The organism is Acidimicrobiia bacterium (assembly GCA_029210695.1).
In the GTDB taxonomy this organism is placed as follows: Bacteria; Actinomycetota; Acidimicrobiia; order Spongiisociales; family JAHEDJ01; genus JAHEDJ01.
On the sequence record JARGFH010000078.1, the window covers coordinates 1 to 14,089 of the forward strand.

Below are 14,089 nucleotides of genomic sequence, written 5' to 3' on the forward strand. Positions count from 1 at the left end.
GGTCTCCGGCATCACCCACGACTGGCCCGCCGCCAACCAACCTCACCGAAAGCCACTTTTTCGGCAGCCACCTAGAAAGTGCCCCGGCAAGCCGACGCCCTGCACTTCGAGGCCTGCTCTGCGCCCGACCTCGATCCAGATCACGGACAAGGAGATGGGGATCCCCTTGCGTCGATCGAGAACCCTATGCAGAAACGAATTGTCCGGGTGGTGGTAGTCGTCCACGTCGCCGCCGAGTCCCTCGGAGATCGCTACGACCCTCCGCAGTGCCAGATGGCCGCGGCCAACGATGCGCTCCGCCATCCCATCCAGCCGGGCCTCGTAGGCCTCAACGTTGAGGTCGGGGTAAGCGAAGGTAGAGAAGGCAAAGGCGGCCGCGCCGGGTTGACCACTTCGGGCAAGATCTGCGATGTCGAGCGCCGTCTGCAGGTAGGCAGTCACGCCGTCCAGCGTACCGACCTGGATCCGACTATCCGGGGAAACCCAGGCGGTCCAGCAACTCAGGTTGTTGCTGCCAGTCCTTCTCGACCCGGACCCGGAGCTCGAGAAACACTTTCGTGCCGAGAATGGTCTCGAGTTCAGCGCGAGCTTCGCTCCCGGCCGTTTTTAACATATCTCCGCCCTTGCCGATGATTATCCCCTTCTGCGAGGAGCGCTCGACGATGGCCACCGCGTCGATGTACAACGTTCCCGAGTCGCGCTGCTCCATCTCCCGTACGATGACCGTCAGGCTGTGCGGTAATTCGTCGCGAAGTCGGTTGAGGAACTTCTCGCGGATAATCTCCCCAATGAGTTGCTGCTCCGGCTGATCCGAGACGGCCTCGATCGGGAAATAGAGCGGTCCTTCCGGTAGGCGGGCCACGAGTTCGTCGAGCAGCGGCTCCAGTGCCTCCCCCACAAGCGCACTAGCCGGAACGTAGGCATCAAAATCCCACTCGGCGGCCTCGAGCAGGCGCTCGAGCACAACCGGTTTGGCGGCCACATCGATCTTGTTGACCACCAGGACAACAGGGGTCCCTGCGTCGATCAGGCGCTGGGCGATGAGCCGATCACCCGGCCCGACCGGCTGCCGCGCATCGAGCAAAAAGAGATTCACATCTGATTCTGCCAGCGTCCCGTAGACCAGCTTGTTTAGTCGCTCGCCCAGTGCGGTCTTCGGCTTGTGCAGCCCCGGCGTGTCGACCAGTACCAGCTGAGACTCGGGCTCTCCGGCCGGATCCCGACGAGTCACGACTCCCCGGATCGTGTTGCGAGTGGTCTGGGGACGCTTCGAGGTGATTGCGACCTTGCTACCGACCAGCGCGTTGACGAGGGTCGACTTCCCGACATTCGGTCTTCCGACAACGGCGACAAACCCGGAGCGCGTCATGCGTCGAGACGAGATGCGGTGACCTGCGCGACCCGCCTGCCTTGCACACGGGTGGCAGTCAGGATGATGCCTTCGACCTCGAAGGTCTCCCCTTCAAACGGCACCCTCCCGGCCAGGCCGAGAACCAGACCGCCGACCGTATCCCATTCCTCATCAGGCAGGTCGACGCCGAGGAGCTCACTGAGCTCTTCGACCGGCAGACGGGCATCCACCAGGTAGCTGCCATCGTCTGCAACTTCGACCATCGCCTCCTCGGTGTCGTGCTCGTCGACGATCTCACCGACAAGCTCCTCGATGAGATCTTCAATCGTGACGATCCCGGCGGTGCCGCCGGATTCGTCGACGACGACGGCGATGTGGACTTTGCCCGACTGCATATCGCGCAAGAGGTCTGAGACCCGCTTGGTTTCCGGTACGAAATAGGCCGACCGCATGAGTTGAGCGACTGCGGCGGGCGCCGAGCCCTCATCCAGGAAGCGGAGCAGATCCTTGGCGTAGACGATCCCCCGAATATCGTCGAGTCCCTCCCCCGTCACCGGCAAGCGCGAATACCCGTGCTCGACCACGATGTCGACGGCCAGATCGCTCACGTCGTTTTCGCGGATGGTGACCATGTCCGTCCGCGGCACCATCACCTCCCGCACGATCGTGTCGGAGAAGTCCAGCACGCTCGAAATCAAGTCGATCTCTTCGCGATCCTGCGACTCCTGTTCGACCACCTCCTCGGTGTCCTCTTCCTCTTCGAGCAGAAAGTCGGAGGCGCGGCCGCCGATGGCAACTGCCCACCTGAGGATGGGGACCAACTGGTAAGCGAGGATGCGAGGATTGTGCCTGCCGAGCGAACGCGGCAGCAGATCACCGATCAGGATGACGGCCAACCCCAACCCCGCCAGAGCCAGGGCGAGCGGCCAGCCATTCGCTGCCTCCGCCATTGCCCAGCCTGCCGGGAGCACTGCCGCCACCAGCGTGGCCGAATGCACCATGCCGATCGCCGGTTGAATGCGGTTGCGATCATCGAGGAGTTCCGCCACCGTTGCAGCTCGAGGATTGCCTTCGGCGGCGTCGTAGAGGGCGTCGGCCCGATGCGTGGTCACCAGGGAAGCTCCTCCGGCGCGCAACGCGGCGGCGATGAGCAGCAACAACAGCGACAGGGCGAGGGCGACGGCCGTCATGGCCGTGTTCTGCCGACCATTTTGAGAAGTTGCTCCTCCCGATGTTCCATTGCCTCCGCGTCTGCGTCATCCAGGTGGTCGTAACCGAGGAGATGGAGGATGCCGTGGGTAACCATGAGCGCCAGTTCGTCATCGTAGGTGATCTGCCGGCTCTCAGCCTGCCTGCGGATGTAGGTGGGCGCAATGATCACATCCCCGAGATTCAAGGGCGGCCCGTTGACCGGTGGCGCGGGGATCAGGCCGGGGGCGAGGTGCTCGAGGGGAAATGCGAGCACATCCGTCGGTCCCTCCTTGGACATGAACTTCTCGTTGTAATCGGCCATTTGCTCATCGGCAACGGCCAGCACGGTTACCTCCGTACCTGGGGCAAGTCCCTCCGCCTCCAGCACCACCTCGGCGAGCTTGCGAAGCTCGGCTGCCGGGAGCGGCTCCGCCTGCTCATCGGCAAAGAACACGTTCATTCGCCGTCCTCACGGGCTCGCCCGGTCAGTTGTCCGGAAGTGTCACTCTCCGGAGCCTCAGCGCCGGAAGGCTCATCTGGAGGAGGCTCGGCGGACGTCTGAACGCTGCCCGGGAAGTTCGGGTACGGGATCCGCTGGTGGTAGTGCCCGATGAGCGCGTCGACGAACGCGTCCTTGACTTTGGTGAGGTCTCCCATGGTGAGATCGCACTCGGTCAACTGGCCGTCGGCCACCTTCTCGCCCACCACCCGATCACACACAGCCCGGATGCTGTCCGGGGACGGATCCTCGTCCTGGAACACCGCACGAACCGCGCCTTCGAGGGCATCGGCCATCATCAAGATCGCCATTTCCTTCGAAAGCGGCTTGTGGCCGGCGTGCCGGTAGGTCTCAACGTCCACGTTCTCATCACCGTATCGGGCCCTGGCCTTCTGATAGAAGTACTGCATGATGCCGTCACCATGATGCGAGAGGATCCCTTCAGCCACTTCGCTCGGGATCCGGTACTGCCTGGCGAGCGCAATCCCGTCGGTGACATGTTTGCGGATGACTTCGGCCGATTCCTCCGGTGGGAGCAGATCATGCGGATTGGAGATACCGAATTGATTCTCGATGAAGAAGGCGGGGTTCTGGGTCTTGCCCAGATCGTGGTAATAGGCGGCGGCCAGCGCGAGGAGGTTGTTCGCCCCGATCGAGCGAGCGGCCTTGTCGACCAGGGTGCCCACCATCAACGAGTGGTTGAACGAACCCCACGCTTCCTCCTGAAGGAGTTGCAGCGCCGGGTGGTTTCGATCAATGACGTCGAGTAACCGGAGCGTCGTCGTGATATCGAATGCAGACTCGAAGAACGACAACGCAGCCAGGGCTACGAGGCTCGTGGCCAGCGTGGTCACGAAAGCGATGAGTGTTGCCTGCATCACGATGGAAGCTGGATCATCGGTCCCGGGACTGTGAAAGAACCATGACATGACGGCCGCCACCATCGACACGGCCACCGACGAGTAGAGGATGGCCCGCCGCAGGTCTCCCCTGGTCGAGATGGAAGACACGAAGAGTATCGGTGCCATCGCTGAGACCAGGGCGAAGGCGGCGAAGCCGCTGTCCCCCGTCGCCAGCGCAGTCAGCACGGACGTCACGAGGGCCACGAGCACACCGATGCGAGGATCGAACAAGATGGCCGCCATGAACCCAAGCGCGGCAGCCGGTACCGCATAGCCCGCCAAACCGGTCAGGACATCGAACACCGACTCCATTGCGACTGCCCCGCGCGCCCCGGCCGATGCGAGAACGATCAGGATGCCGAACAGCGTCACCCTCCGGCTCGCAGCCCAGAACGTGGGTCTAAACCTGGCGAGATAGATCATTACGACGATGACCGTGAGCGCGACGACGGCGGCCAGCTGGTAGTACTCAAAGGTCGCCGCTACATGGAGCTTGGCGCTATCGATCGCATTGAGAGCGGCTGCAGTCAAGATGTCGCGCTCCAGCACGATGGTCGAACCGGCCCGGAAGGTGGCCATCTCATCTTCCACCGCGTCTGCCGCCGCCTGGCGGGCAGCCTCGGTGGCCGTTTCGTCGTAGACGCGGTTGGGCAGCAGGTAGTCACTGACTATCTCACCGGCTGCCACACCCGCCGCTTCGTTGCTCTCGCCATCGAGTCGCACCAACGGCGGAGCCGCCCGCAACTGCTGACGGGCGGTGAGCACCTGATCGCCGTCGAGTCCTTCGCCAAGTAGTTCGTTCGCTCGCCGCAGGGCCGCATCTTCAACCTCGGCGAGGTATACCGACGAGCCCTCCAGGCGGCGCATCACGTCGTCGATCGCCAGGCGCACCAGTGTTTCGACCGTGGCCGCGTCGAGCAGCGTGGCCTCGGACAACGCGGCTTCCTGGGTCTCGAGCGTCGTCAGGAAGGGCCGGAATCCGATGGCGGGCAGGTCGACGATCGCGTTCTCGGTGGCGGTGAGTTCGTCGAGCCACGGTTCGGTGGAGATCCCGAAACCTTCCGGGAAGTCGCGATCTTGGCCGTCGATCCCCACGCGGATGGTGCCGACCACGACGTCGGCGAAGTTGAAGGCCCCGTCTGCGCCGGTCTCGGTCGTATGTTCTACGTTGGCTCCGTCGACCAGCACCACGGTGATCCGCGGAAGGGGCAGGTCGCCGTCCTCCGGTTCAAACAGGCCGTCTGGATCGACTCCCAGCGTGTCCGCATCGATGAACGCAAAGCCGCTCACCTGGGTGACGGCCGGCTCAGGAGGAAGCGTGGTTACCGTGGTGGTTGTCGAATCACCGGCCACCGTCGTACCCGTCGGCTCGGGTTCGGTGGTGGAAGTCGGCGCGGTCGGCGTTGACTCCGGCAGAGGGGTCAGCGCCGGAATTTGGTCGGCCGGCAGGAATACACCATCGCGGACCGCGTCGAAGACCGCCTCGATATCGACGAGTACCTTGGCGTTGATCGACGGATCGACGCTGAAGATCCTGGCGACGCCATCGGCTGCCTCACGCCGCGCAGCTTCGGTCAGCACTGGATCCGGAACCACGATGTCATCAGTTCCGGCGGGTGCGATGAAGGTCTTCGGCGATGGATCACCCACAACGAGTTCATCAATGCGCGTCTGCTGGTTGATTGCCAGAAGACCGAAGGTGGCGGCAATCGTTACCACCAGCACTCCGGCCCGAATCAACCAGACCCTGCTGCGCGCGGAGGTCATGCGTTATCGCCTTTTGCATCGTGACGGCCGTACGCCTCGACAATGTCCGCCACGATCTTGGCGCGCACGACATCGCGAGCGGTCAACTCGGTGAAGTTGATCCCGGGTATCCCGATCAGGATGCCGCGCACGAGCTTGAGCCCGGATCCTCTCTCAGTCGGCAAATCGATCTGTGTGACGTCCCCGGTGATCACCATCTTCGAATTAAAACCCAACCGGGTGAGAAACATCTTCATTTGTTCCGGCGACGTGTTCTGCGCTTCATCGAGGATCACATATGCGTCGTTGAGCGTCCGGCCACGCATGTAGGCGAGCGGGGCAATTTCTATGATCCCGTGCTCCATCAGCCTGGCCGTTTCGTCCGCACCGAGCATGTCGTACAGCGCGTCGTAGAGCGGCCGCAAGTACGGGTCGATCTTCGCCGAGAGGTCGCCGGGCAGAAACCCGAGTCGCTCTCCGGCTTCGACGGCCGGACGGGTCAGCAGTATCCGACGAGACGCACCCGATCGCAACGCTTCGACTGCGGCGGCCATCGCCAGATAGGTCTTGCCGGTTCCGGCGGGTCCAATCCCGAACACAATTGTGTTGTCACGAATGGCATCGATATAGCGCCGCTGCCCCATCGTCTTGGGACGGATGATCCGCCCACCTCCAACGGGTATCCCGGACGCAAATACACCGGATGGGCTCGGGACCTCGTCACGGACCATCTGGACGACGCGATCGATCTGGTCGCCATCGAGACGCTGATTCTCCTGGACCACGAGGAGGAGTTCGGCCAGCACCGTATGGGCGCTGGCCGCGTCCAGTTCGGGGCCATTCAGCTGGAACTCGTTTCCGCGCGCGACAATATTGACCTTCGGAAAGGCCGTCTCGACGCGCCGCAAGAACTCGTCCTGCTCTCCCAGGAGATCCAGCATCAAGTGATTGCTGGGTACGCGCAGCCGCAATTCGGAAGTGGATGCGCTAGATAGCAATGATTCCTCTACAGGAGGTATGCATAGGGGGAAACAGGAGTATAGAGAAACAACGGCTCATCTCGAAAGGGAAAACGCCGGGAAGCGATGTGGAGTTCCTCGTCGGGAATCAGGCTCAGCGGTCTGACCACCCGCCCATGAGATGAAAGTGCACGTGAAAAACGGTTTGACCTGCAGCCGGACCGACATTCGTAACGATCCGCCAACCTTCTTCGAGCCCCTCATCCGCGGCAATGGTCGCCGCCAGACCCATGAGCTCTGCCAGCCAGCCGGCGTCATCCGGCCCCAAGTCGGCGACGGAGTCCGCCACGTGCTCCTTCGGAATCAGAAGGACATGAGTGGGGGCATGGGGGTGGATATCGCGAAAGGCGAACAGCCGATCCGTCTCGGCAACCAGCGACGACGGAATCTCGCCGGCGACGATCTTGCAGAACACACAGTCGGTCACGCCTTCTCCCAACAGTCGGCCAATCGGCACGAACAGAGATCGGTGAGGACTAGATCGTCCTGTCAACCCCGAGCGTTGCTAGTACGTCCACGATGGACTCCTCCGACTGATGGAGCAACCCGGCGAGCAAGCGCAGGTCACTCGATCGGATCGTGAGGACCCGCCCGTTGAAGTCCTGTCGCATGATCTGAATCGCTCTCATGAACCGCTCGACGATATCGGCCGACGAGTCGTTTTCGAGGCGACTCAGGTCGATGCTCACGCCACCGGTTGGAGTCCCGTGATCAGAGGCGTGGGATGATCGCTCATCAGGTGGAAGCAACTGGTCGACCGGAACGCCGTAGAACGAAGCAAGACGCTGCATTCTGGGCAATGACAAGCTTCTCTCTCCGCGTTCGTAAGCGCCGAGAACAGAAGCCTTGAACTCGAGTTCGGAGTTCGCTTCGACATCTTGCAGAGACAGGCCTTTTTGCTTGCGAATCGAACGCAAGCGCCGACCTACGGCCTCGTTATAGGACGATTCGATCATTCACGGCCCTCCTCCATAGTCAACAGTACCAGACATGGACCCGCGCGGAAAGGGTCACTGAGGGTGAGATTTATTTTTCTTCCAGAGAACGTTATCACCGAGAAGGGCCCCAGCCCCGACAATCGCGGCGGTCTCGGTGCGCAGGACGCGTTCGGACAGTGCGATCCGGGCGGCGCGGTGCGGGATTTCCTCGTCGTGAAGCCCTGCCTCAGGACCGACCACCAGGGTGTAACGAGGCAACCCGGAGGGCACCGCATCCCTGCCATGGAGATCGCCGACCAACAGCGGTTCGTCGAGTTCATCGAGACCAACTGGCCCTGAGATGCTCATCAGGTGGGCGCCTCTCGATTGCTCGAGGGCACCGATTGCCCAGGCGCGGGCCTTCTGCTCGGCCGGCGGCGTTCCCTGCCCGAACCTGGTAGTGATCCAACGCAGTTCATCCACGCCCAGTTCGGCGAGTTTCTCAACGAGAAACCGGACTCGATCATTCGAACGGGGCGGTGCCACCGCCAGGCACAGCTCAGGAGATCTCCGGCCGACCAGGAGCTCATCTCCCCGAACGACGGTCGAACCGGTAAACGTTCCCTCGCCGGTGAGTCCGGCACCGTCGGTATAGGAGACAACGGCTCCACTCGGCCGGCGCAACACTCTGGTCAAATGACCCATCTGACGATCTTCGAGCCCAATCGCGGATGCCATCCAGGGCCCCGGTAGGTAGAGATGCGGGACGTGCGCCATTCAGCGCACCTTGCGACGACGCCGCCCCGTCGCCACCGCTTCCCCCGTCAGTCCCGCATAGGTCCGCAACAAGGATTCCTGCTCGCCGTCGAGACGGGTCGGAACCACGAGGTCGACGTGCACGAGCAGGTCCCCTCTGCCGCGCCGACCGAGCCGCGGAACACCTTCGCCGGCCAGCCTGAACACAGAACCCGGTTGAGTTCCGGCCGGGATGGTCAGTTCCGTTTCTCCACCATCCAGAAGCGGCACCACTGCCTCAAATCCGAGCGCTGCCTGGGCAAGGCCGACCCGAAGTGGGTGATGGAGGTTGATCCCGTCTCGCTCGAATCGGGAATCCGGCCGCACCCGGATCTCGACGTAGAGATCACCGGCGGCACTCGCGCGGGCCCCTGCCTCGCCCTGACCGGTAATCCGGAGACGAGTGCCGTCGGATACCCCGGGTGGGATCTCGACGCTGGCGGACCGCTCGCTCTCCATGACCCCGCTGCCACGGCAATCCCGGCAGGGATCTGGAATGACTTCGCCCGTTCCCGAGCATCGGTCGCAAGGGGCGATCGACATCATCGAGCCAAACATCGTGCGCCGTGCTACACGCACGGAGCCAGCGCCGCCACAGTTAGCGCAGGTCTCCGGGTGGGTTCCGGGAGCCGCACCGTTGCCAGAGCAGGTGTCACACGTAACGGCGGCGCGAAACTCCACCGAAGAGTTCGTTCCGAAGGCGGCGTCCGTCAGGTCTATCTCGACCGGCACGAGCACATCCCGTCCCCTTTGGCCCGCTTGTCGCCTGGTGCCTCCGAACAGCCCGCTATCACCGAACACCGAACGGAGGAGATCGTCAAAAGTGCCGAGGTTCGAGAAGAGGTCACCGATGTCGACTCGATCACCACGGTCGTATCTCTGCCTCCGGTGTGGATCCGAGAGAACTTCATATGCCTCGGCAACTTCGCGGAATCTCGATTCAGCAGTCGGGTCGTCCGGATTGGCATCCGGATGCGAGGCGCGCGCCAATCGACGGAAGGCCTTCTTGATCTCTTCGGGGTCGGCATCGCGCGCAACGCCCAGGACTTCGTAGTAATCAGATGCCATGGTCAGGATCCGAGGTTATCGGCGAGGTTGTCGCTGACCTCTTCGACGATTGAGATCGTGCGCCGGTAGTCCATTCGCATCGGTCCAAACACTCCGATTCGACCGGCGGCGACTCCACCAACCTCGTAGGGAGTGGAGATCATGGCGAGATCCACGTCATCCTGCATGGGGAGCTCTTGTCCGATCTGAATGACCGTGCCGGGTGGTGCAGAAGCCATGATGCTCATGACCAGCGTTTCGCGCTCGAGCATGCCCAGCACGCGGTGCACCGTCGACAGGTCTTCCCAGAGCGAAGCCATCTGGCTGGTCCCTCCGACATACACGTCTCTAGCCATGTCCTCACAACGACGAACCGCGTCGAGCGCCGCTTCGACGACTTCTCGTGTCGCCTCAGATAGATCGCCCGGCATTTCATCCACCAGGGTGTCGATACCGGAAAGCAGCCGGCCGTTGAGCATCCCACCCAGAACTCGCTCGGCTCCGGGCACGATCGCATCGTCAACCGGGTTCGCCATCGTTAGAACTTCTTTGCTCACTCGTCCGGCATCACTCACGAGGATCAGCAGCACGGCGTGCCCTCCGAGTGGCACGAGGCTGACCCCGTGAACCTGTTCGCCGGACATACCGGGACCGGTGACGATGGCCGGATATTTGCTGAGATCCGCCACGAGCTCACTGGTGGACTTGAGGAGCCTGCCGAGCTCCTGATGTACCGATGAGAAGAATCCACGGATCTTCTCCCGCGTCGATGCACGCAGCCGGCGCGGAGTCAGATGATCGACGTAGTAGCGGTAGGCACGCCCGGTCGGTACACGTCCGGCACTGGTATGTGGCTGGATCGCCATGCCTTCGCGGTCGAGCGCGGCCAGATCATTCCGAATCGTGGCAGGCGATACGTGCAGCGCTGAGTGCTCGAGAATGGCGCGCGAACTCACGGGCTCCCCTGAGGCTATGTATTCCTCAACGAGGACACGGAGCACTTCGGACTTGCGCTCGTCCAACACGACCACACGTTAGCAGTCACCAGACGCGAGTGCTAAGACCGCCCTGGCGGCCTCGCTCCCCATCAGGGGTTTGTCCACAACGATCCGGGTGCCGTCCCACACCAGGAGTCCTGCCGCAAACAGACGCCTGCCCCATTCGTCTTCGGCGAGGGCCCCACCTGCGCAGCCGGCCTCCACCCCGGCAACACGCCGGAGGCCCAGGATCAACCGCTCCTGTTCTCGCTCCCATGGAGTCTGAGCGTCTCTCCCCTGCTCCGGGCGCCGACCCTCCCTTACCGCCTTGAGATACGCATCCAGGCGGTGGATGTTCCGATAGCGCTGGGTTCCTCGATGACCATGTGCTCCCGGTCCGAAACCGAGATACTCGCCCTGTGCCCAGGTGAGAAGGTTGTACCTACATGCATGCCCGGGTGTTGCGAAATTGCTGACTTCATACCGCACGTACCCCGCATCCAGGAGTCTTGCTCGCGCCATCTCGTACTTGTCTGCCTGGTCGTCCTCGTCCGGAGCCGGAGCGCCCGCCGTGATGGAGCGGCTCAGCGCAGTGCCCCGTTCGACCGTGAGCGCGTAGAGCGAGAGATGGTCGGGTTCCAGGGCGAGCGCTTCTTCCACGGAGGCACGCCACGACTCTGCAGATTCTCCCGGGGTGCCGTACATGAGGTCGAGGTTTATCGATCGGAATCCAGCGCGGCGGGCAATCTGGACTCCCGCTGCGATGTCCGGCGGTTGATGGATCCTGCCCAGGCTCGTCAGTACGCCCGGGTCGAACGATTGCGCTCCGAAGGACACCCGGTTGAATCCTCCCCGGACGAGTGATTCGGCCATCGCCCAGGACCAATCTTCGGGGTTCGCCTCGATACCGACCTCTACGTCAGCGTTGAACCCGAAGCGGGATCGAATCGCCGCCAGAACCCCGGTCAGTGCCTCGGGTGGGAGCCGGCTGGGTGTGCCGCCACCGACTGCGACGGAATCCAGAGGCTCCCAGTCCGGTTCCGCAGCTATTTCCGCCTGCACCGCGGTCACATACTGCGGTTGCGAGTCGTCGCGCCCCTCAACAACATTGAAATCGCAGTAGGGGCAGATGCGCGCACAAAAAGGTACATGGACGTAGGCTCCAACCCAGCCTGCAGCCGCTTCAGCGAGTTCAACGCTGTCCGGCCGCATCACGTCTCTGTGTCGACCCGCAGCGCAGAGATGAACGCATCTTGCGGAACCTCGACGGAGCCGACCATCTTCATACGTTTCTTGCCCTCTTTCTGCCGCTCGAGGAGCTTGCGCTTTCGGCTCACATCGCCCCCGTAGCATTTGGCGATGACGTCCTTCCGGCGTGCCTTGACGGTCTCACGAGCAATCACCCTGGTTCCGATCGCAGCCTGGATGGGGACGTCGAAGAGCTGGCGGGGAATGAGCTGACGCAAACGCTCAACCATCTTCTTGCCGTAGAGATAGGCCTTCTCGTTGTGGGTGATCGTCGAGAAGGCGTCTACCGGCTGACCGTTGAGCAGGATGTCGACCTTGACCAGGTCGGATGTCCGGTACTCCCCTGGCTCGTAATCGAGCGACGCATATCCCCTGGTCCGGGATTTGAGGTGGTCGAAGAAATCGAACACGACCTCCGCCAGCGGCAGGTTGTAGATCAGTTCCACTCGTTCAGGAGAAAGGTATTGCATGTGATCCATCGACCCGCGTCGAGTCTGCACCAGTTCCATGATCGTGCCCGTGTACTCGGAAGGGGCGATGATCATCGCCCGCACATATGGCTCTTCGAGTAGCTCGATCTTTCCCCGATCCGGCAGATCCTGAGGGGATCGGATCTCGAAACTCGACCCGTCGGTGGTCGTCACCCGGTAGGCAACCGAAGGGGCGGTGGCGACGAGGTCGAGGTTGTATTCGCGTTCGAGTCGCTCACGGACGATCTCCATGTGTAGCAACCCGAGGAAACCACACCGGAAGCCAAAACCGAGCGCCCTGGACGACTCGGGCTCGAATACAAGGGAGGCATCGTTCATGCGCAACTTCTCGAGGGCCTCGCGCAGGCGCTCCAGGTCGTCACCATCCGAAGGAAACAGTCCCGAATACACCATGGGCCGCGGCTCGGCATAACCGGGCAGCGGCCGCACTGCGGCTTGCCCGGGGTGGGTGATCGTGTCGCCGACCCGGATCCGATCGATCTCCTTCACTCCCGTGATCAGATAACCCACCTCGCCAGGACCCAGCCTGGCAACCGGCACAGCCAGCGGAGTCAGGACTCCCACCTCTGCAGCCGTGTGACGTTCAGCGGTCGCGGAAAATCTCACCGTATCCCCGGCGGCCAGAACCCCGTCGACCACCCGTACGTAGCAGACCACGCCGCGGTATGAGTCGTAGTACGAGTCGAAAACCAGAGCCCGCAGCTCTTCGCCTTCACTCGTTGGAGGTGGGATGTCGCGGACGATCCGGTCGAGCAACTCCTCGATGCCATCGCCGGTCTTGGCGGAGACCCGGATCACGCCGTCCGCCTCAACACCGAGGATCGAGGCGATTTCGGCTGCCACCTTGTCGGGATCGGCAGCCGGAAGATCGATCTTGTTGATGACCGGGATGATCTCCAGCCCGGCTTCAATGGCGAGGTAGGCGTTGGCCAGCGTCTGTGCTTCGACGCCCTGGGCTGCGTCGACCAGCAGGACGGCCCCTTCGCAGGCGGCGAGAGAGCGAGATACTTCGTAGCTGAAGTCGACGTGACCGGGTGTGTCGATCAGATTGAGTACGACTGGCGAACCGTCGGCGGCGTGGTAATCCAGGCGAACGGCCTGAGCCTTGATCGTGATGCCACGTTCGCGCTCCAGGTCCATGCTGTCGAGAACCTGCGCTCGCATATTCCGTTCGGAAATGGAACCAGTGCGCTCGAGCATGCGGTCGGCCAGCGTCGACTTCCCGTGGTCGATGTGAGCGATGATGCTGAAGTTCCGGACAGAATAGGGAGAGAGACTCACACGATTACCTGTGCAGCGAGTGTCACGTTGCCGATGGGCAGTGACCCATAGGCTCTAGGAGGCGTGGACTCAAGAGTCTATGGCCTATGGCCTATGGCCTATGGCCACGGCGAGGTGAGTCAAGTTCGCGATCACTTGGTCGCGAGCAGTTCCGCCACATCCTTGACGAGCTTCGCTTTCCGGCGGGCGGCCGTGTTCTTGTGGAGAACGCCTTTGGTGACAGCCATGTCGATGCGCCTCTGGGCCAGTCGGGAAAGCTCCTCAGCCTTTTCTGCTTCGCCTGCTTCGGCAGCCTCGAGGGTGTTCTTGACCCGGGTCTTCAACTCGGAGCTAAGGCCCTTGTTGCGGACACGGCGCACTTCGTTCTGACGATTGCGCTTCATCTGTGACTTGATATTGGCCATACGAAATCGAAACCTCTGATGGAAACGGGGCGCGCGGCAAACTCACGCGGGCACGGAATCGTAGCAGCGGATGGGCCAAAGGAGCAAGGTCGATCGGTTGGCCCCGCGCGATTCCGGGCCTACCGTCGGTTCGCCGTTCGCCGCGGCACCTAATGGGGGTCTACGGGGCTTCTGCGGTTGTGGGAGTCTTGTGGCTGAGCCTGCTGGCCGGTGAGCACTGC

At 62.5% G+C, this 14,089-nt stretch carries 14 protein-coding genes; all 14 read right to left on the reverse strand.

Going from position 1 to position 14,089, the window contains the following annotated elements:
- Positions 1-42 precede the first annotated feature (42 nt).
- Positions 43-441: a transglutaminase-like domain-containing protein gene (locus P1T08_16680; GenBank protein MDF1597717.1), complete on the reverse strand. Its 399-nt coding sequence runs from the start codon at positions 439-441 to the stop codon at positions 43-45.
- 28 nt (positions 442-469) lie between these two features.
- Positions 470-1,369 (reverse strand): GTPase Era, encoded by a 900-nt coding sequence (gene era / locus P1T08_16685; protein MDF1597718.1) that lies wholly within the window; start codon positions 1,367-1,369, stop codon positions 470-472.
- Entirely contained in the window at positions 1,366-2,541 is a 1,176-nt protein-coding gene (locus P1T08_16690; protein MDF1597719.1) for a hemolysin family protein, read from the reverse strand. Before P1T08_16690 ends, era begins: the two co-directional genes overlap by 4 nt.
- Positions 2,538-3,002, reverse strand: a complete 465-nt coding sequence (gene ybeY / locus P1T08_16695; GenBank protein MDF1597720.1) for an rRNA maturation RNase YbeY — start codon at positions 3,000-3,002, stop codon at positions 2,538-2,540. Before ybeY ends, P1T08_16690 begins: the two co-directional genes overlap by 4 nt.
- Positions 2,999-5,710: an HDIG domain-containing protein gene (locus P1T08_16700; protein MDF1597721.1), complete on the reverse strand. Its 2,712-nt coding sequence runs from the start codon at positions 5,708-5,710 to the stop codon at positions 2,999-3,001. The genes ybeY and P1T08_16700 overlap by 4 nt, the downstream gene beginning before the upstream one ends.
- Positions 5,707-6,630, reverse strand: coding sequence for a PhoH family protein (locus tag P1T08_16705; GenBank protein ID MDF1597722.1), 924 nt, complete (start codon positions 6,628-6,630; stop codon positions 5,707-5,709). The genes P1T08_16700 and P1T08_16705 overlap by 4 nt, the downstream gene beginning before the upstream one ends.
- A gap of 172 nt (positions 6,631-6,802) precedes the next feature.
- Positions 6,803-7,135 (reverse strand): histidine triad nucleotide-binding protein, encoded by a 333-nt coding sequence (locus P1T08_16710; protein ID MDF1597723.1) that lies wholly within the window; start codon positions 7,133-7,135, stop codon positions 6,803-6,805.
- 49 nt (positions 7,136-7,184) lie between these two features.
- Positions 7,185-7,664, reverse strand: a complete 480-nt coding sequence (locus tag P1T08_16715) for a transcriptional regulator (protein MDF1597724.1) — start codon at positions 7,662-7,664, stop codon at positions 7,185-7,187.
- Between the two features lie 54 nt (positions 7,665-7,718).
- Entirely contained in the window at positions 7,719-8,402 is a 684-nt protein-coding gene (locus tag P1T08_16720; GenBank protein ID MDF1597725.1) for an RsmE family RNA methyltransferase, read from the reverse strand.
- Positions 8,403-9,488 (reverse strand): J domain-containing protein, encoded by a 1,086-nt coding sequence (locus P1T08_16725; protein MDF1597726.1) that lies wholly within the window; start codon positions 9,486-9,488, stop codon positions 8,403-8,405.
- A gap of 2 nt (positions 9,489-9,490) precedes the next feature.
- A complete protein-coding gene (gene hrcA / locus P1T08_16730) occupies positions 9,491-10,492 on the reverse strand; it encodes a heat-inducible transcriptional repressor HrcA (GenBank protein ID MDF1597727.1) in 1,002 nt (333 codons plus the stop codon).
- 9 nt (positions 10,493-10,501) lie between these two features.
- Complete coding sequence (gene hemW / locus P1T08_16735; GenBank protein MDF1597728.1) at positions 10,502-11,656, reverse strand: radical SAM family heme chaperone HemW; 1,155 nt, start codon at positions 11,654-11,656, stop codon at positions 10,502-10,504.
- Positions 11,656-13,464, reverse strand: a complete 1,809-nt coding sequence (gene lepA, locus P1T08_16740) for a translation elongation factor 4 (GenBank protein MDF1597729.1) — start codon at positions 13,462-13,464, stop codon at positions 11,656-11,658. Before lepA ends, hemW begins: the two co-directional genes overlap by 1 nt.
- 131 nt (positions 13,465-13,595) lie before the next feature.
- Positions 13,596-13,868 (reverse strand): 30S ribosomal protein S20, encoded by a 273-nt coding sequence (rpsT, locus tag P1T08_16745; GenBank protein ID MDF1597730.1) that lies wholly within the window; start codon positions 13,866-13,868, stop codon positions 13,596-13,598.
- Positions 13,869-14,089: the final 221 nt, after the last annotated feature.

Bases quoted from the DNA above. Each gene is read 5' to 3' on its own strand.
- rpsT (MDF1597730.1), bottom strand. From the start codon at position 13,868: ATGGCCAATATCAAGTCACAGATGAAGCGCAATCGTCAGAACGAAGTG.
- ybeY (MDF1597720.1), bottom strand. From the start codon at position 3,002: ATGAACGTGTTCTTTGCCGATGAGCAGGCGGAGCCGCTCCCGGCAGCC.
- P1T08_16690 (MDF1597719.1), bottom strand. From the start codon at position 2,541: ATGACGGCCGTCGCCCTCGCCCTGTCGCTGTTGTTGCTGCTCATCGCC.
- P1T08_16725 (MDF1597726.1), bottom strand. From the start codon at position 9,488: ATGGCATCTGATTACTACGAAGTCCTGGGCGTTGCGCGCGATGCCGAC.
- P1T08_16705 (MDF1597722.1), bottom strand. From the start codon at position 6,630: ATGCTGGATCTCCTGGGAGAGCAGGACGAGTTCTTGCGGCGCGTCGAG.
- era (MDF1597718.1), bottom strand. From the start codon at position 1,369: ATGACGCGCTCCGGGTTTGTCGCCGTTGTCGGAAGACCGAATGTCGGG.
- P1T08_16700 (MDF1597721.1), bottom strand. From the start codon at position 5,710: ATGACCTCCGCGCGCAGCAGGGTCTGGTTGATTCGGGCCGGAGTGCTG.
- hemW (MDF1597728.1), bottom strand. From the start codon at position 11,656: ATGCGGCCGGACAGCGTTGAACTCGCTGAAGCGGCTGCAGGCTGGGTT.
- P1T08_16715 (MDF1597724.1), bottom strand. From the start codon at position 7,664: ATGATCGAATCGTCCTATAACGAGGCCGTAGGTCGGCGCTTGCGTTCG.
- P1T08_16720 (MDF1597725.1), bottom strand. From the start codon at position 8,402: ATGGCGCACGTCCCGCATCTCTACCTACCGGGGCCCTGGATGGCATCC.